This is a genomic window from Nitrososphaera sp. (genome assembly GCA_039938515.1).
Classification (GTDB): domain Archaea; phylum Thermoproteota; class Nitrososphaeria; order Nitrososphaerales; family Nitrososphaeraceae; genus Nitrososphaera.
The window spans coordinates 50088-72302 of the sequence record JBDUUL010000024.1 but is presented as its reverse complement, the minus strand read 5'-3'; the positions used below and the strand labels follow the sequence as shown (position 1 = coordinate 72302).

Annotated in this window: 27 protein-coding genes; 15 read left to right on the top strand and 12 right to left on the bottom strand. The window is 51.5% G+C overall.

What is annotated here, in order from left to right; all coding sequences use genetic code 11:
* Positions 1 to 28: 28 nt before the first annotated feature.
* Positions 29 to 676, bottom strand: a complete 648-nt coding sequence (locus ABI361_13020) for a DUF4443 domain-containing protein (GenBank protein MEO9321581.1) — start codon at positions 674 to 676, stop codon at positions 29 to 31.
* A 323-nt stretch (positions 677 to 999) separates the two neighbouring features.
* Here ABI361_13020 and ABI361_13015 point away from each other — a divergent pair, with 323 nt between their 5' ends.
* Positions 1000 to 1989, top strand: coding sequence for a zinc ABC transporter substrate-binding protein (locus tag ABI361_13015; protein MEO9321580.1), 990 nt, complete (start codon positions 1000 to 1002; stop codon positions 1987 to 1989).
* A gap of 245 nt (positions 1990 to 2234) precedes the next feature.
* On the opposite strand, the gene ABI361_13010 is transcribed toward ABI361_13015, so the two are convergent.
* On the bottom strand, positions 2235 to 2675 hold the full coding sequence (locus ABI361_13010; protein MEO9321579.1) for a DUF6659 family protein: 441 nt from the start codon (positions 2673 to 2675) through the stop codon (positions 2235 to 2237).
* A gap of 36 nt (positions 2676 to 2711) precedes the next feature.
* On the opposite strand from ABI361_13010, the gene ABI361_13005 reads away from it, so the two are divergent.
* On the top strand, positions 2712 to 2864 hold the full coding sequence (locus ABI361_13005; GenBank protein ID MEO9321578.1) for a hypothetical protein: 153 nt from the start codon (positions 2712 to 2714) through the stop codon (positions 2862 to 2864).
* Positions 2865 to 2872: 8 nt separating this feature from the next.
* Here the strand turns inward: ABI361_13005 and ABI361_13000 are convergent, their stop codons facing one another.
* Together ABI361_13000 and ABI361_12995 are read right to left on the bottom strand one after the other, a co-directional pair.
* A complete protein-coding gene (locus tag ABI361_13000; protein MEO9321577.1) occupies positions 2873 to 3658 on the bottom strand; it encodes an orotidine 5'-phosphate decarboxylase in 786 nt (261 codons plus the stop codon).
* A complete protein-coding gene (locus tag ABI361_12995; protein MEO9321576.1) occupies positions 3651 to 4343 on the bottom strand; it encodes a hypothetical protein in 693 nt (230 codons plus the stop codon). The genes ABI361_13000 and ABI361_12995 overlap by 8 nt, the downstream gene beginning before the upstream one ends.
* A 49-nt stretch (positions 4344 to 4392) precedes the next feature.
* Here ABI361_12995 and ABI361_12990 point away from each other — a divergent pair, with 49 nt between their 5' ends.
* On the top strand, positions 4393 to 4866 hold the full coding sequence (locus ABI361_12990; GenBank protein MEO9321575.1) for a hypothetical protein: 474 nt from the start codon (positions 4393 to 4395) through the stop codon (positions 4864 to 4866).
* Here the strand turns inward: ABI361_12990 and ABI361_12985 are convergent.
* On the bottom strand, positions 4830 to 5840 hold the full coding sequence (locus ABI361_12985; protein MEO9321574.1) for an adenylosuccinate synthetase: 1011 nt from the start codon (positions 5838 to 5840) through the stop codon (positions 4830 to 4832). The two genes, ABI361_12990 and ABI361_12985, sit on opposite strands and share 37 nt — an antisense overlap.
* A gap of 112 nt (positions 5841 to 5952) precedes the next feature.
* Between ABI361_12985 and ABI361_12980 the strand changes: the two genes are divergently transcribed.
* The gene (locus tag ABI361_12980; GenBank protein ID MEO9321573.1) at positions 5953 to 6435 is read left to right on the top strand and encodes a hypothetical protein; all 483 of its coding nucleotides are present in this window, start codon (positions 5953 to 5955) and stop codon (positions 6433 to 6435) included.
* Here ABI361_12980 and ABI361_12975 read toward each other — a convergent pair.
* Positions 6432 to 6698, bottom strand: a complete 267-nt coding sequence (locus ABI361_12975) for a Fe(2+)-trafficking protein (GenBank protein ID MEO9321572.1) — start codon at positions 6696 to 6698, stop codon at positions 6432 to 6434. The two genes, ABI361_12980 and ABI361_12975, sit on opposite strands and share 4 nt — an antisense overlap.
* A 171-nt stretch (positions 6699 to 6869) precedes the next feature.
* Between ABI361_12975 and ABI361_12970 the strand changes: the two genes are divergently transcribed.
* A complete protein-coding gene (locus ABI361_12970; protein ID MEO9321571.1) occupies positions 6870 to 7136 on the top strand; it encodes a hypothetical protein in 267 nt (88 codons plus the stop codon).
* A gap of 195 nt (positions 7137 to 7331) precedes the next feature.
* Here ABI361_12970 and ABI361_12965 read toward each other — a convergent pair whose 3' ends face one another.
* The gene (locus ABI361_12965; GenBank protein MEO9321570.1) at positions 7332 to 7658 is read right to left on the bottom strand and encodes a hypothetical protein; all 327 of its coding nucleotides are present in this window, start codon (positions 7656 to 7658) and stop codon (positions 7332 to 7334) included.
* A gap of 379 nt (positions 7659 to 8037) precedes the next feature.
* Here ABI361_12965 and ABI361_12960 point away from each other — a divergent pair, with 379 nt between their 5' ends.
* Both ABI361_12960 and ABI361_12955 read left to right on the top strand, forming a co-directional pair.
* Positions 8038 to 9426, top strand: coding sequence for a hypothetical protein (locus tag ABI361_12960; GenBank protein MEO9321569.1), 1389 nt, complete (start codon positions 8038 to 8040; stop codon positions 9424 to 9426).
* 88 nt (positions 9427 to 9514) lie between these two features.
* Positions 9515 to 9685, top strand: a complete 171-nt coding sequence (locus ABI361_12955; GenBank protein MEO9321568.1) for a hypothetical protein — start codon at positions 9515 to 9517, stop codon at positions 9683 to 9685.
* Between the two features lie 50 nt (positions 9686 to 9735).
* Here the strand turns inward: ABI361_12955 and ABI361_12950 are convergent, their stop codons facing one another.
* The gene (locus tag ABI361_12950) at positions 9736 to 10422 is read right to left on the bottom strand and encodes a hypothetical protein (GenBank protein MEO9321567.1); all 687 of its coding nucleotides are present in this window, start codon (positions 10420 to 10422) and stop codon (positions 9736 to 9738) included.
* A 136-nt stretch (positions 10423 to 10558) separates the two neighbouring features.
* On the opposite strand from ABI361_12950, the gene ABI361_12945 reads away from it, so the two are divergent.
* The 8 genes from ABI361_12945 to ABI361_12910 all read left to right on the top strand — a co-directional run bounded on the left by ABI361_12945 (position 10559) and on the right by ABI361_12910 (position 15994).
* A complete protein-coding gene (locus ABI361_12945; GenBank protein MEO9321566.1) occupies positions 10559 to 10729 on the top strand; it encodes a hypothetical protein in 171 nt (56 codons plus the stop codon).
* Between the two features lie 39 nt (positions 10730 to 10768).
* On the top strand, positions 10769 to 11416 hold the full coding sequence (locus ABI361_12940) for a hypothetical protein (protein MEO9321565.1): 648 nt from the start codon (positions 10769 to 10771) through the stop codon (positions 11414 to 11416).
* Entirely contained in the window at positions 11406 to 11690 is a 285-nt protein-coding gene (locus tag ABI361_12935) for a winged helix-turn-helix domain-containing protein (GenBank protein ID MEO9321564.1), read from the top strand. The genes ABI361_12940 and ABI361_12935 overlap by 11 nt, the downstream gene beginning before the upstream one ends.
* A gap of 286 nt (positions 11691 to 11976) precedes the next feature.
* Complete coding sequence (locus ABI361_12930; protein ID MEO9321563.1) at positions 11977 to 12762, top strand: sulfite exporter TauE/SafE family protein; 786 nt, start codon at positions 11977 to 11979, stop codon at positions 12760 to 12762.
* 25 nt (positions 12763 to 12787) lie between these two features.
* Positions 12788 to 12961, top strand: coding sequence for a hypothetical protein (locus ABI361_12925; protein MEO9321562.1), 174 nt, complete (start codon positions 12788 to 12790; stop codon positions 12959 to 12961).
* Positions 12962 to 13017: 56 nt separating this feature from the next.
* The gene (locus ABI361_12920) at positions 13018 to 13224 is read left to right on the top strand and encodes a hypothetical protein (protein MEO9321561.1); all 207 of its coding nucleotides are present in this window, start codon (positions 13018 to 13020) and stop codon (positions 13222 to 13224) included.
* A gap of 50 nt (positions 13225 to 13274) precedes the next feature.
* Complete coding sequence (locus tag ABI361_12915) at positions 13275 to 15191, top strand: threonine--tRNA ligase (GenBank protein ID MEO9321560.1); 1917 nt, start codon at positions 13275 to 13277, stop codon at positions 15189 to 15191.
* Positions 15192 to 15343: 152 nt separating this feature from the next.
* Positions 15344 to 15994 carry a phosphatase PAP2 family protein gene (locus tag ABI361_12910; GenBank protein ID MEO9321559.1) on the top strand — a complete coding sequence of 217 codons (651 nt, stop codon included), beginning with the start codon at positions 15344 to 15346 and terminating at the stop codon, positions 15992 to 15994.
* Between the two features lie 100 nt (positions 15995 to 16094).
* On the opposite strand, the gene ABI361_12905 is transcribed toward ABI361_12910, so the two are convergent.
* The 4 genes from ABI361_12905 to ABI361_12890 all read right to left on the bottom strand — a co-directional run bounded on the left by ABI361_12905 (position 16095) and on the right by ABI361_12890 (position 22120).
* Positions 16095 to 17309, bottom strand: a complete 1215-nt coding sequence (locus ABI361_12905) for an MFS transporter (GenBank protein MEO9321558.1) — start codon at positions 17307 to 17309, stop codon at positions 16095 to 16097.
* A 58-nt stretch (positions 17310 to 17367) separates the two neighbouring features.
* Complete coding sequence (locus ABI361_12900; protein ID MEO9321557.1) at positions 17368 to 18312, bottom strand: arginase family protein; 945 nt, start codon at positions 18310 to 18312, stop codon at positions 17368 to 17370.
* A gap of 65 nt (positions 18313 to 18377) precedes the next feature.
* Positions 18378 to 19367: a methyltransferase gene (locus tag ABI361_12895; GenBank protein MEO9321556.1), complete on the bottom strand. Its 990-nt coding sequence runs from the start codon at positions 19365 to 19367 to the stop codon at positions 18378 to 18380.
* A gap of 71 nt (positions 19368 to 19438) precedes the next feature.
* On the bottom strand, positions 19439 to 22120 hold the full coding sequence (locus tag ABI361_12890) for a DNA-directed DNA polymerase I (protein MEO9321555.1): 2682 nt from the start codon (positions 22118 to 22120) through the stop codon (positions 19439 to 19441).
* Between the last annotated feature and the right edge of the window lie 95 nt (positions 22121 to 22215).

Sequence of the window (22215 nt, the reverse complement as noted above, 5' to 3'; positions counted from 1 at the left end):
CCTGTCCTAAGTTATCCACGCCGGCAAGTCAATGGACGACGTGCTTTTCGTGGGCTGATACGGTCTCAAGAGCCGCTCGCTTTGCCGCAAGGTCTGCAACCTTGGGGTCGTTTGCGCTTGCTATGATTATCACGTCTCCGTCCTGAGGGTGCATTCTTTCTATCAACGTGCCTGTCAGGGCAGAGTCACTAATTGGACTCCCGTGTCTGTTATCAGAGGTGAATAATCTTCCGTCCTGAAATACTATGGTGCTTGCTCCAAGCGCCCCCATCTTTATTGCAGCGTCTCGCTGGAGTATCCCACTACCCACCTCGTCAGAAATACCTCTAACCAGCACCGCATGGTTTGCTCTTCCAAACGATATGTAACTTTGATCAATTTCGGTTTCCGCCGGGATGGCGGCCTTGATTTTCGAGTAAAGCGCAGTCCCCTTGGAGGTAAGCGTCATTCCGGCGTTGGTTGTTGAGATGAGATTCTCCATCTTTAGATGCTTCACAAGGGTCTTGATTGAACCCTCGCCTAGTCCAAGCTTTAGGATCAGAGTCGCTCGGCTAGTCTTGGCATTTGTGTCCAGGAGCTGGAGCACTTTGAAGATGTGTGCTGGCTCAAACGTCAGCATCCTGCTTGGGTAGTAGCGTTGCGATACTCTGTCAAGCAGCTTGACAACGTTGTGCATCCGATCCTGATGTGAAAGTGATTTCTATAAATTCCAATCCTGCCGCGCTCGGTGTATTTCGTTCATTGATGTAGCTGGTGGCAGCTATTCCATGAGCCGATATTATCTGCCAGAACGTGAATTAGGAACTCCCTCTGCCATAGTTGCCGTCCCAAAGTTGGAACAGCGCAAGCGAACAGTATTACATTTGACAATGTGCCAGTCTCATTGGGCCATGCTTTTCGCAGCCCATTTTATTAGCACTTTATATTCATACACATAAGAATTATTAACATAAGTATATATCCTTAATAGCCGTTGTCGACGGTATGAATACTAACTTAGTGATAGGTCTTTCATTTGGAATTGCAATTGCAATCGCTGCAGTAGTTGCATTATCGGCGGGAGTCGGCAAACCTGCTGGAATCGGCTCGAACATATCAAACCAGACCCAGAACGCGGCTAAAGGCTCAAGGCTGACAATTGTGGCCTCTTTCTTTCCAATGTATGAATTTACCAGCGCCGTAGCAGGCGACCGCGCAAATGTTAGTTCGTTTATCCCGATTGGGGATGAGCCACACGGCTGGGAGCCGACCCCACAAGAGATTCAAAAAGTCCAGGACTCACAGCTCTTTGTTTACAACGGCTATGGGATGGAAGCATTCATTCCAAACTTTCTGGCTAATGGTTCAGACACATTTCAGCACACGACCTTTGTCAAGGCATCCGAAGGAATACCGACCATAGCAGCTGACACAAGCAGCCTCCCAGAAGACGAGGCAAAGCCCATGATAGCGCAGGGAGGACAAGACCCGCATATCTGGAATGACCCAGTGTTGGCACAAAAGGAGGTACGAAATATAGCAAATGCAATGGAAAAAGCCGATCCGGCTAACGCGCAGTACTATGAGGCAAATGCCCAGAGCTATATCTCAAAACTAGCCAAGCTCGACAGCGACGTCAAATCACAACTTTCAAACTGCCAGACGCACACTTTTGTTTCATTTCACAATGCCTTCAGCTACTTCGACCGACAGTACAACCTGACAGACTATTGGCTGTCTGGACTGGCGCCGGACTCTGAGCTGTCGCCGCAGGATCTGGCCAGGGTTGAAAGCGCCATTAAGCAGAATAACGTTAGTGTTGTTTTTAGCGAGGACCTAGTTGACCCCAAGCTGGCAGAGTCGCTTGCTTCAGACGTCGGAGCGCAAACAAAGGTGCTCAGCCCACTTGAGGGAATTAAACCGGAAGAACAGCAAAAGGGCGTGACCTTTCTTGACAAGTGGTATGAAAACCTCGACAACCTGAAAAATGCGCTCAGATGTCAATCATAAAATCTGCTACCTTTTTCTGGCAGGCCTACTCATGTAAGAGGATATCGAAGAAATCAGACGGATGTTCGTGGCGTATTCAATTTAGAAATGGAGGGCCACACTGCATCGGTAACGCTATGCGACCAAAATGGTGAACCTCAGGTACCTTTGAACATGGGAATACCTGATGGTATCTTGACACATACAGCTATAGTGTAAGCAGCTCATATCTATTCCAAAGCGTAATTTCAGCCTGGAATCTCCTGCTACTTCTTGCCATCCAACAATTCCAGGGTATCTTCAGCAATGTCCATCGCGGTGTGCGACTCGACGTTTGGCTCAAGCGTCACCACAAGGATCTTGTCCTTCATGTAGAAAGTAAGGATGGAAATCTTTTCCCGCTCGACGTAGGCAAACCTCGCCGTCCCCATAGTGGAGTCAAAGCGCTCCCTCATGCTCCTGCGAAGGGCGGTCTGCGCCAGAAACAATTCCTCGTCGGTCTGTGCGACAAGCGAGTCTAGACCGTTCCGCATTCCTCCGGCAACCAGCGCACCTCCTGAATCAATAACGCCCGCATACCGGATGTCATCGTCGAAGGTGAGTACCTTTTCGCACAACTGCGTCAGGTTAATGCCATCGTTGTTCATTTCTCTCTCAAGCTGCCCCTGGTACTTCTCTTTCAGAGCCTTGCTATTGAATTTTGCCACTCAAGTCATAATAACAAAGACCTGCAGTATACAGACATGAGTACAGAGAGAAAAAATCCGCTCAAGCGAGACCAGGCGCTAAATGATGCGACCGCAGGCCAGCTTGGCGAGCAGCCAAGAGCAGGGCCCGCTCCGACCCCGGAGGACAGCACGCGCGACCTGGCGCGCAAGAAATCGCGCCAGCTGTAGGCACCCCCTTATCTTTTGGAAGCCTTGATTGCCCTGGCCTTCATTTCCCTTGCAGCAGCGGCAGGGTCATCTGCTTCAATTATCGACCTTCCGACAATCAGGTAGTCGCATCCGTTCATAACGGCATCCTCAACCGACGCTCCCTGCGCTCCGATTCCTGGCGAGTATATGGGCAGGCTGTCACCGGATGCCGCAAGTTCGGCGAGAATCTGCTTTTGCATAGCGCCCACGACTATTCCGTCCGCTCCGGCTGCCTTAGCCCTTTGAATGAATATCCTGTACAGCGGCATCTGCTTGCCATTTTGATGCACGTCAAGGCCGTATCCTTCCGCCGCTCCTGGGTGGGACATGTACGCAAGGGCTACGACTCCTGCGCCCTTGGCATGGGCCTTGCCTGTAAGGGCCTTGAGCGTCTGTGATCCCATGAATGGATTTGCAATGACGCCGTCAAAGCCCATCGAGACAAGACTATCCAGGGCAACTTCGTTTGTGTGCTCGATGTCGTTTAGCTTGATGTCTGCTATTGAAAGCAGGCCGTAGGAATGCGCAAGGCGGTTTACCGACGCAAGCTTGGTTGCCGAGAGGGGAAGCAAAAGATGAAAATTGAGCTTTATCGCGCAGACGCTTGCATGCACCTTGTCAATGATGTCCGTCGCAGACCTTTGAATCCCCTCCAGCCACTTCTCCGAAGAATCTGGAGCTTGCGTTCCGGACACGATATCAAGTGCAACAATAATCGGGCTCTCAACTGCAGCCGATTTGATTCGCTCTCGAAACCCTTTGGAACTAGCCATACAGTTTTACCAGAGGGTGGTCGCCCGCAAGATGAATCACCTTTAGGTAAATGTAGCCGTGCTCGTCAAGCCGCGACGAAAATGTCGGCTGCTCGGCCTTTTGGCTGCTGTACCGCAGAAACGGCTCCTTTGACTCGCCATTGATGTCTGCATAGTAAAAGTACGAAATCGAGTCGTTTTCGCTCATGCTCATTGCCGCGCCAAGTGCATGACTCGTGCCGTCGTTGAAGTAAAAGAGCGGCAGCGGCGGCTCCTCATAGAGCGTCTTGTATGCTGCAACCTTTGCAAGGCTGGCCAGGTCTTTGAGCTTTACCGACACATAGCCGGAGGATTCTTTTTTCTTGCCCTTTGTCTGCCGCATTGTCTTTGTAAGTATTGGCGGTAGTTTGTCGATATGCAGGAGTGGCGAGTACACGTACGTCGGGTTTACCACGCCATCAGAGGGAAAGACTTCCTCTATCCCGTTGCTCACTCTGTATGCGAGGTAGTGGCCAGCCGGCTTGTCGGTGACGGCATAATAGATGACGGGTCTCCCGTCGATGATGTCAAGCTGGACAGCATAGATGTCGCTGTCTCCAAATCGAAACGAGAAAGCAGGAAGCGGCGCCCGCTCAAGCGCGCAGACGAGTCGACCAAAATCCCTCAGCTCAGCCAACCTTACGTACCAGGGAGTCTTGAGGCGCAATCGAATAGACATAATAGTAAGGGTATTAAAGTCATCCGAAACGGCAGAAATGGCGAGAAGTAAGCCGTCAGACACCGGCGATCTCGAAAAATCCGGTCCTGATGACATCCAGGCAGAGGCTCTTGCAAAGGTATTGGAGCATGTCCGGTCTGCCGCATCTCTTCTTGAAACAACCGACAAATCCATTGCAAAAAATCAGGCTGACCCGCAGGCAGCTGAATCGTGCTGGCGCGCCTATGTGTCGCTTGAGCGGGCCATCTTGTACCTGAAGCTGACCAGCCACATTGAAATGTCACCTGCCGGCGCAAAGTCTGCACCTGCCAGAAACACGTATCGCAGGCAATCAAAAACGGACGTCTCGGAGCAGCTCAGACGCAAGCTGTCAGGACTTGAAGAGCAAATCGCGGCCCACGAGCTCCGCGATCCTGCAGGGCTGCTGGCACTTCTCAGGGATTGCCGCGACGCTGCCAAGTTCCTTGTCGCAAGCTACGACTTGTCTTCTCGCCGGTCCACGATGTCGTAGAGTTCAGGCCCGGTTCCAATGAGCGTTACCTGCAGGCCAGTTTCGCCTTCAATGTTTTCAATGAATTTCCTTGCTTCCGATGAAAGCCCGTCAAAAGTCCTTGCGCCTGCGCAATCTGGATAGAGCACGTCGAGTTTTGTCACGGCAAGCTGCGTCGCGCTGTTGAGCCTGATTGCCTTTTTTGCAAGCTCCATGTCAAAAGGTGCGGACCTTCTCTGCCTTCCGGTGACGCTCCCAAATTCCTGCCAGCCGCGCTGTTTTGCCTCCTCCTCGGGGAGCTCGTTTTGCAGTGGGCCGCCTCCCACGCGCGTAACGTATGCCTTGAAAACCACAAGGACTTCGTCAACCCGCTTTGGGCCAAGACCAACGTCTGAGCAGATCCCCGACGCGGTAACGTCCTTTGATGTCACAAACGGGTAGCCGCCATGAAAGAGCGACAGATAGGTGCCCTGAGTCCCTTCGACAAGCACATTCTCGCCGCTGTCAAGCGCGTAGTTGACCGAGTTGCTGACGTCCTCGACGTAAAGTGAAAGCTCCGGGACGTCTCTTGCCAGCTTTAAGGTTCGAAGTGCCCGGTCCGCATTAGCCGGCCCCGTTCCGGTGCCGGTCGTCCCGATGGTGCCCTTCAAGTGGTCTCCTTTGTCCCTGTCGATATGCGACTGCTCTATAATGCCGCACTGCGAATCGACAAAGGTCCTGTCGTCTGCCTTGAACATCTGGACCTCGCGGAGGAGTATTTCCGGGTTCACGAGAACGCCTGCGCCTATCAGAAGCCTTGTGGATGGGTTTAGCGCCGCGCTTGGGAGCATCCTTACCTTGTACTCGGTGCCCTCAAAGGTGAACGTGTGGCCCGCGTTTGGACCTACTCCGCCCCGCACTGCAATCGCCGGCCTATCCTTCATTGCCAGATACGCGATAATCTTGCCCTTTCCTTCGTCTCCAAAAAAGCCCCCGACCGTAACCAAGCTTGGCATTAAAAGCAAGTCTTTGCACCGGACGTGCCTATTTAATTCTAGTTCGCTTTTCTTCTGTCCAACAACTCATTAATACGGCCGAATACAACCTGCAGCGCTTTTCAGGGTCAAGATGTCAAAGAATTCGAATTCCGGCAAGGAGCGCCAGGCAGCCGGCAACATCATACAGATTCTCGCCGACCTGCCCGACTTTGTGCGAAAGCCCATGCTCCAGAGCCGGCTAAAGGAATTCTATCAGATGGACCCGGTCACAAAGAGCGATACCATCCGACTGGCACTGTCAGCCGCGCCGACCGTCGCCCCTGCAAAACTTGGAGTCCTTCTGAAGACTTGGCTCGAGCTTTTGGCGCAATTCGACGCGGACAAGAGGACGCTTATGTTTCATACGTACTGCCAGGAACTCTTGAAGCTGCAGCAGTCAGAGATTGAGAAACTCGACCTGCGCCTTGTAAGCAGCGTGTTTCTCTCTGTTGCAGAGCCGGCCAGGCAGGTCCTGAAGGACTCGATACACGAGGTCCTACTTTCAACGCCCAACAGGGAAAGGCTCCTGCGGGTCGCGCCCGGTTATCTGCTGTCCGCGCTGGGTCTGAATTAATGCATGTGGCCGCTGTGATCGTCGGGTTTTTGCTCGGGGTTCTTTTGCAATTCGCCCTCGGCCTTTTCAAAGAATAATTTCTCGTACTTGCGCAGCGCCTTTCTGTGCTCCGGCAGCGACATGTCAAGCCTCATCTCGTTCATTACCATAACTGCATAAGTGGTCCATTCCTTCCAGCAATCCGGGCACGCAGGATATTTTTCTGCAGCAGGGTCGGGAATCTCTTCAAACGACTTGCCGCACCTGAGACAGGTTTTGCTCATCCGAGAAAACTAAATGAACGGCTATTTTATAGGTTAAGAATTCCGAAGAAAAGGCCGAACGTAGAAAAGATGTATTTGAAGTTTGCTGACGCTGCAAACCGGGACAAACATAATATCATAAAATTAAGAATTTCGCATAATCATTAAATAATATCGTGAGGTATGACGATTGTGCCTGAAGGCAGGACCTCAAGCATCTTGATAGTGGCCTCACTGGCAGCCCTTGGTGCCTTTTCTGCTCTCGTTACCATGTTTTCAAACGTAAGTGCGCTAGAGTTCTCGTTCGATCCAAACGGGGGATACCCGCTGTCGTCCCAGAACTTCACCCTGCCTGTCCTGCTCATTGGCCTCGTCTCTCTGGGCGGTATCTTTATCATCGCCGGCGAGCGCAAAAAAGCAAAAGGCATCTGGTTCACCAATAAAGAGAACCTGAGATAAGCCGGCTGCCATTCGCCACTGGGCTCCTTTGATATCGGCGCATAGAGGCAGATGAATTGAGTGTCGACAATTGGTAGCCTGTTGAGCCCCTGAAGAACCGTGCCTCAAATGGCAATAACGGTTCCACTTGAAATCTAGAAACTTACAAAATCAAGCGTCGTGTGCCGGACCCGGTAAATGCCCTCTGTAAGTGCCTCAGAAGAGGGGCTTTTTCATGTGAGAGCCGCACGCCCTGCACCTAGAGCCCGTCATCTCGGCGCCGCATGAGAGGCACACGTACTTTAGCTTGGGGTTTTCGCCCGACATGAACCCTCCGCCCGCACTCTCGCTGCTAAAGCCAAGCGACTTTAGCGCCTTGTTGCGCCTTGAGCGAATGTAAAACGAGACGGCGATCAATAGTCCTACGTTTACGGCCATGCCTATGATGAAGCCTAGGAAGAAGGTCGCCACAAGCCCTGCTCCCAGAACTGCTCCAAGGAGCATCAGCTGGCGCTTGTAAGTCGGGCCAAATGTGCTATTCATTTTCAGCTCAAACTATCCATGCCATTCTTGGCTTATCAATCTATTGCAATCATTTTGACAAGTGCTTATATGATTTGACCACTGAATCACAATAATTTAGTGCATTACAAGTTTATTGTTGACAACTTTATAGTATTATCTGCCTTTTGGACGCTACTGCCTACCTGATTACTATGGACTTGACATTCTTTAGGAAGTCTTCACTGCTTGCTCCCCATGGTTGCAGTTTATTTCACTCCGCCTTTAAGGCACCAAGGAGATTATTTCTCTAAATTCTTCTATCAATTCATAGCTTTCATTTTCTTTCTAATATTCTAGTTAGGCGGAGTAGATTCTGCATAAATCGTTGCACATTATTTCGCAGATCGAGGCGCTACCAATGCCTTTACCGAAGTATGAAAAACAAAGACTGAAAAACAAAAACACTCTCATGGCATCGTCTGCGATAGGCTTGCTTCTTTTGCTGTCACTGGCGACAGGGACAGGCGGCAACATAAGCAAAGCGTTTGCCATGGGACAAGGACCTTCATGCGACAATACTTACGCTGGAACAGTTACAGGGCTGACAATCTCAAACGGAACAACAACTGTGGATGTCTTGAAAAATCCGAAAGTAATGGACGTATATTCTGGCAAGACCTACGATGTATCGCTAACAATGCAGTCTGCATCAAAGAGCGCGCAGAACAACACTTCAGCTGGCAACATCTGGATAGACGAGGACATTGCAAATTATTTCAATGGCGTATGCGTGCCTGTCTCTGGTGCGAATACATCAGTTACGCAAACAATAACAGCTAGTGCACCGTTTTCTGCGGGGTTCTTACAGAATGCTTCAATTTGTGTCAACTATCCTAGCAGCACATGCGAAAGCTGGCAGATACAGTGGACCGCTCCCACATCGTCTACTACATATCAACTCACCGTTAATGCATGGGATTTTGCCGGAAATCAAGCACTTAATGGGTATTACACGGTGCTGTATCAAAATGGTGCAGTAGCAAATTCGGGTTTTACCCCGGCAACTTTCAACCTAAACGCCAACCAGCAATACATAGTCGAACCACAAGACTACGGACAGTACGTCTTTGACCACTGGGGCGTTGACGGCAGCACAGCGAGGGATAGAGTAGTAACTCCTACATCCGACCAGGTATTGCAGGCAGATTATAGAAATGTCAACAGTCCGCCGCCTGGCTCTAATTTGGTAGTCAATTCCGTTGACTCGTCCAATAACCCTCTTACCGGTTACTACACAGTGCTGTACCAGAATGGCGCGGTAGTCAATTCCGGCTTTACACCGGCTACGTTTGAAACAACATCTAGCCAACAATATACCGTAGAAGTGCAGGACTTTGGTTCCTATCACTTTGACCACTGGCAGGACAACGGCAGCACTAACAGGGAGAGGACGTTTATTGCCCCAGTGCCACAGCAGATGCTAACTGCAGTGTATAGCACGGGCTCAAGTGGCGGCGGAGGGTCAGGAACCACATCGCAATTGTCAGTCCAGACCTTCAATGCAGCAGGCAGTGAAATCAACGGCTACTATGTGACATTATGGCAGAACGGCAATGTCATTGCAAGCGGCTTTTCTCCAACTTCGTTTACCATAAACAACAACCAGCAGTACCAGGTAGCTGTGGCAGACTATGGCAGTGAGTCATTCAACCACTGGGAAGGCGGCAGTGCAGACAGGATGTATCCAGTAGACATTACCGGAAGTGCAAGTACAAGCGTAATAGCGCATGCGTACTATAGTCCATAGCAGACCTCAACTCCCTTCTTTTCTTTTTTCTGATTTTCAGTTTCCCTCAACTACTAGTTTTTTACACTTTGAATGTATCAGGGCAAGAATGAAAGCCAACCTCAATACAGAGATTTCAGCCAATCCGCAGACACCGGGAAAGCTGTGCGAGGTACTGGGCGACACGGACGGATTATTGACAAGCGAGTGCTACTTTTTGGATGATAGCACTAGTTATGAAACGTGCACTGCAAGTGAAACCTTCAGGCTGTCAAGGTAGCAGAAAGTGGAGGGAAGCCTCAGTTGACGGCCGAAATAACATCGTGTGAACTAGACTCTTCTTTTGCTGCTAAGATTAATTCCCGTAGCTTCACGAAGTTTTGACTTGAAGCTTGAGTCAAGGTCCTCTAGGTTGTCTTTGTAGATGGAGATGAACTTGATTCCATTTTCACGATATCTGTCCATTTTCCAATTCATTGATTTTGTATATTCTTCTCTCATGACTGGATCATAAGAGTCCGCCAAGCCCCAATACTCTACGAATACATCAAAATCAGGCAGGTAGAAATCGGGCCTGCCTATTGGTCTTGCAGTTGAGTACTCTTTACCGCTGCGGACGCGGCGTCGCTGTCTTTCCATTACTTTCGTTTCATATTCATAATCGATATTATTCCGAAAAAAATAATCGGCGAGCGCCTTTTCCCCATAGCTCTTTACCACTTCGCCTCTCAAAGTAATTTGACCAGAGCCATATCGCTGGGTTTCAGTGCGCGGCAGGCGATATTTGCTCTTGATACCATCCTCTGCGGTCCTATTCTGTCGTTTTTTTCTTGCCTGGAGCCTATGGCGGATGTACAGCCCCGGCAAAAGGACAATGGCGTTAACGAATATCCAACCTCCGAGCCACCGAGCTCCTGCCATGGAAGACGTAAAACCTAGTAAAGCATCAACCAGGAGAATCCCTGCAATTATCTTGGCCTTGAGGCTAAGCTGCACGTCTGACAGCATTTGGCTCATGTTAGTAAAGTTTGTCTGTCTCTTCTCCCACCTGCCCCCAGCAGGTGTCGAATTTGGATGTAGAATCGGCCGAGCTTTTTCGAAGCTCCGCGCTAAATCAAGCAAGTTTATTATGACTTTGTGGATAATCCATGGTGTGAAAATCCGCTGTCCTGACTGCAAGGACATAGCCGAGATGGGAGACGACTTTTCGTACGTCAAATGCTCTCACTGCGGGCTGGACATGACATACGGCGATTATATCAGGTATATAACCCACAAAGACTCACGCTACCGCGACATCCTCAGCGACTACGAGAAGAAATAATATATAAACTCCCGACGCTCCGGCTGGCAAGCTGACTCAATGCCGGACATTTCCTTTGCACTAGTCATGAACCTCCTTGGTCTTGGCATTTCGGTGTTTATCTCAAGGTTCGCCTTTGCCGGCTATGCCGCGGTCGGCAGCCCGAACCTGCTCCGCCTGACGTTTGCTTTTATCTCAATCTCGGCCGGCTTTGCAATCATTGTCGGATCGCTTTTTGTCCAGCCGGCATACAGCCAGCCCCTGATGACGGCAGGACTTGCAGCGCAGACAATCGGGTACTTTTTCATTGCGCTATCGCACGGGCTCAAAAAGTCCTTTGACTTTGCCCCCGCGCCAAGGTTTGCCTTCATCCCGCTCGCTCTCACGCCGTTTATCATTCCGGGAAATTCAATTGAGCACCTCATTAGGTCAATTTCTTTTATTCTATTAGTATATGTGTCAATAGAAACGATGGCAGCATATATGCAGAGCAGGAAGACCAGCACCCTGATGATAGGTTCAGGGCTTGGACTTTTGGCAACGGCAGAGCTCATTGCATGGTATGATTTCATTTACCCCGGCATCTTTGCGTACCCCGCGCTTGCCATCAAGGTGGCGGGCTTTGGCCTGCTCTTTATCCCATTCTCAAAATTCGGACTCTCGACCGGACTTGGAAAGGTGAACTCTCAGATTGGCAGTGGCGTATAGAACTCACGTAAGCATCATCGCGGACGTCCTTGCGACTGCAAAGGAGTACAGCTATGAGGGCTACGACAACGGTGCCTCAGTCACCCACCTCATAAGAAAGGCAAACGTGCCTCACCAGAGGCTCAGCATGATTGTAAGCCAGCTAAAGCAGTCCGGTCTTTTGCAGGAGGTGCCCAGCCAGTCAAAATACAAGATTAGCGAGAGGGGCCTGGAGTTTCTTAATGCCTACAACAACTTTAAGGGCTTTGCAGAGTCATTCGGGCTTAAAGTCTGAGTCAAAAACTTTAGACGCGTTGAACTTCAATTTCGGACGGACCGAAGTCACATCGCGACTCTAAAAGCGGCCTTCATTCTTCGTCGCCTTCGTCCGCGTCTTCCTCTTCGTCAAAGTCGTCGTCAAAATCCTCGTCAGCAACATCGTCATCGTCGGTACTTGACATGCCCGTAACGAAAAGTTCTGAGTATTATAAGCATTTTGAACGCGTTCAATGAAACAAATTGACAGTGCACCCAGCTGTCATCGGATTTTATACTCCTCGATTCATTATCCGCGGCATTCCATGCCAGTCGACACCATCGTGGTGCTAATGCTCGGGCTTCTTGGCCTGGCCATCGGCTTCATAGGCGGCCTCCTGGGCTTGGTGCTTGGCGTTATCAGATTTCCGATAATCTTGGCAACCGCCGGCGCTGCCGGCACTCCTGTTGCCGTGGTCGCAGGGACCAACATCGGTGTAAGCACACTTGGCGCAACGAGTGCAGCAATCAGGCACTTCCGCCAGCATAACGTGCTCCTCAGAATTTTTGCCATCATGGCTACAACGGGAGCTGCCGGGGCATTTCTTGGTTCGATGCTGACGAGGTACGTCCCATCGTACTTGCTCTTTGCGATCATCGGCTCAATTGTGTCATACGAAGCGTATTCTTTAATCAGCGCATCGAGAAAGAAAGCGCAGTCTAACTCGCCGTCTGAAAAAAAGACAAATATCGCGGTTGAATCGCTAATCGGCTTTGGCGTCGGAGTCCTCGGTGGCATGGTCGGACTCGTCCTTGGTAGCATCCGGATGCCTGCCATGATAACCGTCCTGAAAATACCTCCCAGGATTGCCATCGGAACAAACCTTGCAGCATCGTCCATAATGGGGGCGGCGGGTCTGGCAGGACACATAATCAATGGGGAGGTTGATTATCTCGTCCTTGCAGTCATGGGCTCAACCGCAATGGCCGGAGGCTATATCGGCGCAAGATACACCAGCCGGTTCCGGCCAGACACTTTAAAGATGCTCATAGGCATTGTCCTGATTGCGGTAGGCACAGTCATGTTCCTAAAAGCCGGCGGCATACTGTGAATTATGCCGGTTTGTATTTCGCGACGTGGAAGGGGATCACACAGGAGCAAATGCCGACGATGCACCTTCTTACCTCCCGGCCATCTATCCGCGAGACAACCTCGGTATGCAGGTTCTCAGGGTGCAGGCATTTCTTGCAGAGCGGGTCATTGTAAAGCTCCATCGGCGCACCTCTAGTCCGCCTGCATCAGTCTATTAACGTAGCTGGCGTCCATTCTAGTCAGCTTTTTATACTCTCAAGCGTGATGCAGGCTTATGGGCCAGGTAAACAAGGGGGTAAATTGCAGCGTTGGGGGCTGTGAAAATCAGGCCGAGCGCTCTATGAGCGGAACAAAGGCCGCAATGGATCCAGACTTAGGTCTTGGCGGAAGCAAGCGCGTCTTTCTCTGCAAGGAGCATTACAAGGAGTGGAAAAAGGCCACCAAGGAAGACCGCGAAAACGAGCGCGCCCGCTGGGGCTAGGGCTTCATGGCTTAAATTAGCATCGGGCTCTGACTCTGCCGTATAAAGAAATGCGGCTGCTGCAGTTACACTCTGATTTTATAGAATACGAGCCGGTTGCCAAGGAGATCAAGCAGGCCGAGGACATTGAATCCAAGGCAAAGGTAAGGCTTGAGGACCTTGTCGTTGCCTTTGTCGCAGTCGAGGCCGGCGACGACGAATCCGTTGTCAAGGGCGCTTTTGCAGAGATAAAGAAGTACCTCGACACTGTCAAGGCAAGCCGGCTTTTGATTTACCCCTATGCGCACCTGAGCTCCGACCTTGCAAGCCCGGCGGAAGCGTCAAAACTTGTCAAGTCACTCGTACAGGTCGCCAAACAGTCGCTTTCAGACGTTCATTCCTCGCCCTTTGGCTGGACCAAGTCGTTTCAGATAAAGGTAAAGGGCCACCCGCTTGCCGAAAACGCCAAGGAAATCCACGCCGGCGCGCAGCACTCTGAAATGCACCACGACCATGACCACGGGGTAATTGCCGCGACCCCGATGCCGGACAAGGAGTCCAGCGCTCTCAAGGCGGAGGAAAAACTCCAGTCATTCTGGTACATACTGCAGCCCGGCGGGCAGATGACGCCGCTTTCAGAATACCGGTTCAAAAAGCAGGACCAGAACCTGCAGGTACTGGCAAACTACGAGGTCGCCAAAAAGAGGGCGGTCGACCAGGAGCCGGCTCATGTCAGGCTGATGAAAAAGCTGGGCATTGCAGACTATGAGCCCGCGTCAGATGTTGGCAACATGCGCTACTACCCAAAGGGCAGGCTTCTAAAGTCGCTTATCGAGCAGTACGTGACAAGGCGCGTGATGGAGTACGGCGGCATAGAAGTCGAGACTCCAATCATGTACGACTCGAAGCACCCGTCCATGGAGAGCTACTTTAACAGGTTTCCTGCCAGGCAGTACAACATCAACTCCGACAACAAGCAGCTCTTTCTGCGCTTTGCAGCGTGCTTTGGCCAGTTTCTCATGGCAAAGGACTTTACCATATCCTACAGGAACCTGCCGATAAAGCTGTACGAGCTTACAAGGTATTCATTTCGCCGGGAAAAAAGCGGCGAGCTCGTGGGGCTGCGCAGGCTGCGCGCCTTTACGATGCCGGACTGCCATGCCTTTTGCCGGGATATCGGTCAGGCAAAGGAGGAATTCCGAAAGCGCTTCGAGCTGTCAATCAGCGTGCTTGCGGCTTTTGGCCTTACCATAGAGGACGTTGAGATGGCCATCCGGTTCACCGAGGACTTTTACAACGAGAACAAGGACTTTATCAACGAGCTTATCGGGAGGTTCTCAAAGCCTGTGCTTGCCGAGGTCTGGAAGGAGCGGTTCTTTTACTTTACGCTCAAGTGGGAGTTTAACTTTGTCGACGGCCTGGGCAAGGCGTCCGCTCTCTCGACGGACCAGATAGACGTCGAAAACGGAGCCCGCTACAACATCGAGTTTGTTGACGAGGACGGGAGCAAAAAGAACCCGATAATCCTGCACAACTCGCCCTCCGGCGCAATAGAGCGCGTAATCTATGCGCTGCTTGAAAAGTCGGCCAAGATCTCAAAGACTGGGGGCATACCCTCGTTTCCTCTGTGGCTTGCCCATACCCAGGTGCGGGTGATATCAGTCGGCAGGGAGCACTTGGAGTACTGCGACAAGCTTGTAAGCGAGCTTGCGGCTAAGCAGATAAGGGCGGACCTTGACGACCGCGACGAAACCGTGGGCCGGAAAATCCGCGAGTCTGAAACCGAGTGGATCCGCTACTCTGCAGTAATCGGGGATAAAGAGATAGCATCCGGCAAGCTGGTTGTCCGCGACAGGGAGCAGGGCAAGCAGAGGGAAATGACCGTAGACGAGCTGGTACAGGAGGTCAGGTCGCAGACCGAGGACAAGCCATACCTCCCGCTCAACCTTCCGCGCAGGCTGTCGATAAGGCCGCAGATTATGGTCTAGTCGCAGATCCCTTTGCGACGGAAGGTGAAAGCCGTGGATTCTTTGATTATTATCCTGTGTGCTGTTGCCTAGCTTGAACTGTAAAGCTCGCGTAAGTGTTTGGGGTCAAAGGCAGATACGCTTATAGTTAAAGTGGATATAGCTAGCTTGTCTTGAATAGGTACCATGCGGCTGCAATTGCGCTTATTGCTGCCTTTGTTATTCTAGCTGGTATTGTTTCAATTAAAGAATCTCCTTTGCTGTCCGGGGATTCTAGCGCCTTTCTTGCGGTGAACAACTCTCATAGCCATACTCTGAACGCATTCATGGTAGCGCTCACCAAATACGGAAGAGAGGTCTTTTGGATTGCTGCTATAATCCTGCTCTTTGTTTTCGGCGGCTGGTCAGGCAAAAAGGCCGCAGTCATCATGGCGATTTCCATGGCCGTTCTCATAGTAGTCGGCACGGTAGCCAAGGACGCTATCGGAAGAGAACGTCCTGTAGTACCAGCCCAAGACGTTATTATTACATCAGATACTGACGGCTCATTTCCTTCTGGCCACGCAACTATAGTTTCTGCGGGCGCGGCGGTCGCTTGGGCGTTGTTTAGAGACACTAGCCGAAAGCTAGCTGTAACAATTGGCCTAACAATCGAAGCGGCTCTGGTGTGTATCTCTAGAGTGTATGTTGGCGGTCATTATCCTAGCGATGTTATTGGAGGAATTCTCCTTGGCGTAGGCGTAGCGTTTGTTTTTGTCGGGTTAGCGCCGCGTATAGAGAAGGTGCTAATGCCAGTAGCCAAGACCTTGAAGATCAAAAAATAAAGTCACTGAAGTCGCAATAAAGCTGTCTCAGGAACGACATTCGCCTCCATTCACACGAATCCCCAGAAAGACTGTTGAGGAGCTCCCATGTAGTTCCTCTTCATTTCTTTGCGAACAGGATAGCAAGCAATGCGGCTGATATCGCGGCAAGTAACATGCTATAGATGCTGGCGGCCAGTATACCATTTGAATCCCAGAGAAAGCCAAACACCACTCCCCCTGCAAGAAGGCCGATGCCTGTCACCAGGTTGTAAAGGCCATAGGCCGTGCCCCTTTCCTCCGACTTGACAAATCTGGGTATGATCGCCCTCTGCAGAGTTTCGGTTATGCCTGCATATACTCCGTAAACGGCTGCCAGCAGGTAAGCATAAGGTACTCCCGGCCCGCCAGCAACCGGAATGGCCATCATTAATGCCGACACAACAAATACCCCGTAGCCTATCATCAGCATCCTTGGCTTGCCAATCCTGTCCGAAAGCGTGCCTGAGGGGTAGCCTATTGCAGTGTGTGCGATATTAATGACGGCATAAATGAGCGGACCCGCATTCTTGTCCACCCCGTAGTCAGTCGATCTCAGAATCACAAAGGAAAAGTTGAACGCGCCGGCGGAAAATATTGCGGTCACGACAAGCAATAGAACAAACTGCCTGTTCTGCCTTAACAGCCGAAGAATGTTGGCTGTGATGGCAACCTTTGCCGACCTCTTGACGGCAACTTCCCTGACAAACAGGACCAGGACGAGCACGCCTATCAGCCCGGGAACAAGCGAGAAAAGGAAAACCCCGCGGATTCCGATTAACGAGACCAGGGCAAAGGCGACAAGCGGTCCGACCACCGCGCCGAACTGGTCCATAGTTCGGTGAATCCCAAATGCCTTGCCTGAAACCGATTCGGGCACCGAGTCCGCAATAAGCGCATCCCTTGGAGCAGTCCTGATTCCCTTGCCCATCCTGTCAGAAACCCTGACTGCCAGGGCGCCAAGCGGGGTTTGTACAAACGCAAAAAGAGGCTTGGTAAACGCCGAGAGGGAATAGCCGAGGACGACAAATATTTTCCTCCGGCCTATCTTGTCTGATGCGGAGCCGGACACCATCCGAAATGCATAGCTTACCAGGTCCGCAGAGCCTTCGATGGCCCCAAGAAGCGCCCTGCTCCCGCCAAGGCTTGATATTACAAAGATTGGCAAAAGACCAAGCACCATCTCGGTTGAAAAGTCGGTGAAAAAGCTGACAATGCCCATGGCTTTGACATTGCGCATGCCACTCCGAACCGACTCCTCTTCCCGCTTTTCAGGGCCGCCAGGCGACTCGCCCAATGTCTATCAGCTGTCCTGCCGAAACTTAGCCGGTCAAACTAATCAAGCATTCGAAACGTCAGCGAAGGCTGTTTGCCCACTTGTGCGCAAGAATCCGGTAGAGCGTTTGGGTGGCAAGCGCACCCTCCCGGTAGTCGCCGTTCTTCAGCCCCACTTCAACCATGTCAAGCCCGATGAGCCGTGCAGTAGGATTAATCGCGTCAATCATCGCCGCTACCTGGAATGGATCAAGGCCGAAAGGCTCGGGCGTGCCGGTGCACGGAACAAAGCAAATGTCATATGCGTCAATGTCAAAGGAAATGTAGATGTTTCTTTCTTGCGTTGCTTTTCCAATGTATGCAAGCACCGAATCAAAATCATCGTGCACCTTCCATGCGTCAAACGTGACAACGCCGTTTGACTTTGCGATTTCGTTTTCGCTCCTGTCTGCCTGCCTTATGCCGATCTGAACAATGTCGCTACCCTTGATGGATTTGAGCAGGTGGTAGAACGGCGTTGTGTGGCACATTTCCATACCGTCGTACTCTGGCTTCATGTCCCTGTGCGCGTCAAAGTGAAGGACCAGCGGCTTCTCTGACGCAAGCTCTTTTAGCTGAAAATAAGAAAGAGTGTGCTCCCCTCCAAGCATCAGGGGGATTTTCCCCCTGCTTCGCAGTTCCCGAGTGATAAGAGTCACGGTTCTGTCAACGAACTCGAGAGCCTTTTCTGCCGGCTTGGCCTTCTGGGCAGGAATCCTGACGTCGCCCAGGTCGTAGAGCGAGCAAAGATCATAGATGTCCCTGCCCTTGTCGATAAGAAATGTCTCTATCTGCCTTGCCGAGGCAAGCCGGACAGCTTCGGGCCCCCTTGCAGTGCCCTTCCCAAAACTTGTAGTCGCGTCAAGCGGAACCCCGTAAGCTGCAACCTTGGATTCTTCAAAAGAAATGCTGACAGGCGTGTCCGCAAAGGCATAGCCCGCCGCGGTTTTCTCGGGCACCAAGAATCTAGACAGGAACGTGTCCAATGTAGATGCTCTGAAACTGGTTGTAATAAATTTTGTATCCGGGCCGACAATCCTGGTTAGCCGGTTCAGGCAGTTGCTTCTGCCACAACCAGGCTCTGCGGTCCTGCAAGCTGCTTGTAGTCGACGAATTTCCAGCCAGTCTTGGCAAACCACTTTTTGGCATCGTCCACGCTGTAGACATCTCCCTCACCACTCATTACAAGAAACTCTCCCGCGAAAAGTGCGGCAATTGCGGGTTTGGTATGCGTGGAATCTGTCCAAAAGTCGACTAGCAGTAGCCTGTCACCGGTCTTGCATGATTTTCTAATCTTGGACATCAAGTCGACATTGTGATCCGGTGATAAAATATGAACTACGTTTGCCAGTATCAGTACATCATAGCCCGCTGGAATTTGCCCTTTCATAAAATCGCCTTCAATTACTTTGACCTTGTTTCCCAAGTCATCTATGGCAAGCCTCGCCTTTGCGACCCTGGCAGTGTCGGGTAACTCAAAAAGCGCACATTCTTTGAGGTGCGCGTGGCGTCGAACGAGCGGAAGAAGGAACGAGCCGGTGCCTCCCCCGATATCCAGCACCCGCATGTGTCTTTCAAACTCGTATGCGCTTGCAAGTGCGTTGGCGGCACCTGCAGTCAGTGCCTCTACTCCTTGCGAGAATACTTTTTGCTGCTCTTCACTCAGTTCTCCAAAGTGGGAGGACTGCTTGGACCTTATTGCCTTCTCCAAATTACTCCAGTTAGGGTAAGCAACTCTGTCAAACAAACGAAGCGCAGGACGGAGGTCGGCCGGAGTCCTGCCCGCAAGAAATGATGCTGCCTCGGCGCTGTTGCGGTAAACGCCGTCCTGCTTTTCCAAAAAGCCCAAAACAACCATCGCATCGGCAAGAATTCTTGTGCTGCTCTGTGACAGGCCGGTATTCTCTGCGAGCTCTTGAATTGTCGATGGATTGTCAGCAAGTCTCTCGAAAATTCCGACGTCGCTTGCAACAAAAAGGTGCTTAGCCGCCATAAATCCTGTCGCTACCTGCAAGATCTTGTCAGGTGAAATTTCGGGCAATTCCTGTTAGGGGTGGTTCGGCTGGTATTTCAACTTAAACTAGCGGGCATTTTGAATACTAGCTAGCTTATCTATGCAGACGGCTTGCTCCAGAAAAGCTCGTCCAGGCTCTTCTGGCGGGGCTTTCCAAGCAGCGACTTGAAGTCCATGTCAAGCGTCGAGAGTATCTGGTCAAACGTTGACTCCATCGCTTCAAGATACTTTTCCGTGTCAATCTCCTCCGGCCTGGCAAGCTGCACCGGTTTTACGCCGTCCGTAGTATTGGTCTTGACGTAAGAGATAATGTCCCCTGCCTTGATGGTTGTTCCCTTTTGCTCCAGCATCTTGGCTGCCTTGATGTGCTGCGGAAGGCCCTTGTACTGCTGCTGGCCCTTGTCGTCCATTGAGCCGGAGCCGGAGATCTTTTTTCCATAGCTTGCCGGGGACTTGTTCATCATGACGTTAAAGCTCAGGTCATCCATTGGAATCTTGCGCGCTTCGAGATTTTTCGCATTTTGCTGGATAATGCCCTTGATGTTCTGCTTTGCAGATTCAAAGTCCTTCTGCGAATTCACCCTTCCCAGGATTTCAAGGATTTCCTTGAATGCGCTTCGGATAAAAGGTGGCGTGTGGGATTTCTTGCCTGTCAGCCCCTTCACGTCGACCGTCCCGTCGGGTTTTACTCCGAGGTAGTTCTTTTTGAGGTTGCTAAATACAACGTAACGGTATTCCTTGTCGACCTCGAGGTCGACGCCCAGGCTGTTTCTGGCCCAGTTTACCACTTCCTCTATCGCATCCGGCTTTGGGTTTTTGAGAAACAGCGAGTCGGTATCGGAATACACGACCTCGATTCCGACCTGCTTGCACTTGTCAATGGCCTTGTGAATGGTGTTTCTTCCAATCGCGGCTATCGAGTCTGCGACGGGCAGGCAGTACAGCGGGAATATGTCCGCCCCCATGACGCCATAAGCCGCATTTAAAATGACCTTGATAGCCTGGCTGACGACGCTGTACAGCTGGCGTTCGGAAGGCGGAAGCGTCTTGTCCTTTGACAGCTGCTTGTAATAGTTCACGCGCAGGTCCCGGAGCGAGCCTATCAGGAGCGATGTCAGACCGCGCCTGCGCTTGCATACCCAGTGGGTAGTCCCTTCAACCGGCGCTGTCTGTTTGCACTCTTCGTGCGGGCAGTTTATCGTCTCGTACGAGAGGTTGTGGACCTTGATTATGCTCGGGTACAGGCTCGCAAAGTCCAGGACGACAACGTCAAAGTGGATGCCCGCCACAGGCTCGACAACCTCGCCGCCGCGGTATTTCTTCTCCTTGATAACTGCGGAAGTCGATGCCGTGCCCTTTTGCTCCAGTTCCTTCCTGCTTGGTATAAGCTCGTTTCTCTGCCTGTGCTCGTAGTATAGTATGCCCCTGATCCACTGGTTCACGCCAAAGCGGGCAATGTCGTCAACTGAAAGCCGGCCGATCCTTGCAATGACCACAAGCAGCTTCATGAGCAGGTTGTCGCTCTCGCTTGTCAGCCGAAAAGTGAGCTCGGCGTCCTTGAGGCAGTACTCTGCCAGCTTTTGCACGGGAAGCTCGCTGATATCGCCTTCAAACTCTATCTTTGAGTCGTGCAACAGCGCCTCGCTTATCGCGTTGAGCGTTTTTTCAGTGTACGACCTGTTGTAGGCATAAATCTGAATCGACCTGTTGTCAAACGTTCGGAAAAGGTCAAGGTGAATACCGTGCCTGATGCTTACCGGCTCGGCCTGCATCCCGCGCTTGATAAAAGACTCTTTCTTTACGACAATTGGTATCCTCTCTTTTGGAATTACTATTCCTGACGCGTCAATGCGGGGGTCCTGCGACCTTGCGTAGAGATACGGCAGGTCAAAGTCGTCGCCGTTGAAAGTTAGAAGAATGGGGTACTCGCCGATTACTTCAAAGGCCTTCTCGATAAGCTCCTTTTCTGTTTTGCAGATAATCGCGTCCGCAGGCATGGGGACATTCTGTTCTGCAGGCAGGCCGTCGAGAACATACACTTTGTGGAGGCCGTCGCTTCCCACGAGGCCGACAGCAGTCACGCGCCTGTCGTGGTCGCGAGGCGTTGGCATGTGGCCCTCCTCTGACTCGACCTCGATGTCAAGCGCCACGCGTTTTAGGTCCGGGATGGGCTGGTTTAGCAGGTTTGCCCATGCGGTGATGTACTGCCTGTACTCCTTGCCGGATTCGCCAGACTCTTTTATCTTGTCCCAGAGCAGTCCCTTCAGGGCCTGCTGGACCTTTTCAGAAATCGGGTACTCGAAGGGGGCCAGGTTGTCTCCCTTCCTGATATAATAGGCGCCGGGAATCAGCGCCCGGTCGTAAAGATAATTTTCATGATACTTGATGTCCGCCTCCCACGAAGTCACTTTTTCCCTGAAGCTGCTGTCGGTGCCTCCGATGGACAGCGGGTCGGGCGCAAGAACCTTCAGGACGTCAATTTCCCTGTCGGCTATGATGTCGCGCTTTTTAGTGTGCTCGAGTGAATACTTGGGGTCGCTTGCCATAACCTGCTTGACTTCGTCTTCAAATTCCGTCTTGGTATAGCAATAAGGCCTGTGTCCCGTCCTGTCGCGCCAAAAGTACACCTTTTTGTCCTGTTCATCGTAGAATTTCAGGTAGACCTTGCGCTCCTCGCCGGAATACACCGCGGACATCAACAGCAGCGGCCTTCCCTCGGGGATCTCCGGCTGGTCGTCCAGCCTCCTGCGTCTAGCGTCGGATATTTGCTGCTGTGCCAAGTGACTGCTCAAACCTTGCCGGCGATCAATAATAAACGTTCCAAGGATTTATCAGACGCCAAATCGCTAGCTGTCTAAAGGCTGGGCATGCTTTC

Coding starts and splice junctions, on each gene's coding strand:
- ABI361_12975 (MEO9321572.1), bottom strand. CDS start 6,698: ATGAGCAAAACCTGTCTCAGGTGCGGCAAGTCGTTTGAAGAGATTCCC.
- ABI361_12920 (MEO9321561.1), top strand. CDS start 13,018: ATGGGCCAGGTAAACAAGGGGGTAAATTGCAGCGTTGGGGGCTGTGAA.
- ABI361_13020 (MEO9321581.1), bottom strand. CDS start 676: ATGCACAACGTTGTCAAGCTGCTTGACAGAGTATCGCAACGCTACTAC.
- ABI361_12965 (MEO9321570.1), bottom strand. CDS start 7,658: ATGAATAGCACATTTGGCCCGACTTACAAGCGCCAGCTGATGCTCCTT.
- ABI361_12955 (MEO9321568.1), top strand. CDS start 9,515: ATGAAAGCCAACCTCAATACAGAGATTTCAGCCAATCCGCAGACACCG.
- ABI361_12930 (MEO9321563.1), top strand. CDS start 11,977: ATGCCAGTCGACACCATCGTGGTGCTAATGCTCGGGCTTCTTGGCCTG.
- ABI361_12985 (MEO9321574.1), bottom strand. CDS start 5,840: ATGCCAAGCTTGGTTACGGTCGGGGGCTTTTTTGGAGACGAAGGAAAG.
- ABI361_12915 (MEO9321560.1), top strand. CDS start 13,275: ATGCGGCTGCTGCAGTTACACTCTGATTTTATAGAATACGAGCCGGTT.
- ABI361_13005 (MEO9321578.1), top strand. CDS start 2,712: ATGAGTACAGAGAGAAAAAATCCGCTCAAGCGAGACCAGGCGCTAAAT.
- ABI361_12980 (MEO9321573.1), top strand. CDS start 5,953: ATGTCAAAGAATTCGAATTCCGGCAAGGAGCGCCAGGCAGCCGGCAAC.
- ABI361_13000 (MEO9321577.1), bottom strand. CDS start 3,658: ATGGCTAGTTCCAAAGGGTTTCGAGAGCGAATCAAATCGGCTGCAGTT.
- ABI361_12990 (MEO9321575.1), top strand. CDS start 4,393: ATGGCGAGAAGTAAGCCGTCAGACACCGGCGATCTCGAAAAATCCGGT.
- ABI361_12940 (MEO9321565.1), top strand. CDS start 10,769: ATGCCGGACATTTCCTTTGCACTAGTCATGAACCTCCTTGGTCTTGGC.
- ABI361_12960 (MEO9321569.1), top strand. CDS start 8,038: ATGCCTTTACCGAAGTATGAAAAACAAAGACTGAAAAACAAAAACACT.
- ABI361_12950 (MEO9321567.1), bottom strand. CDS start 10,422: ATGAGCCAAATGCTGTCAGACGTGCAGCTTAGCCTCAAGGCCAAGATA.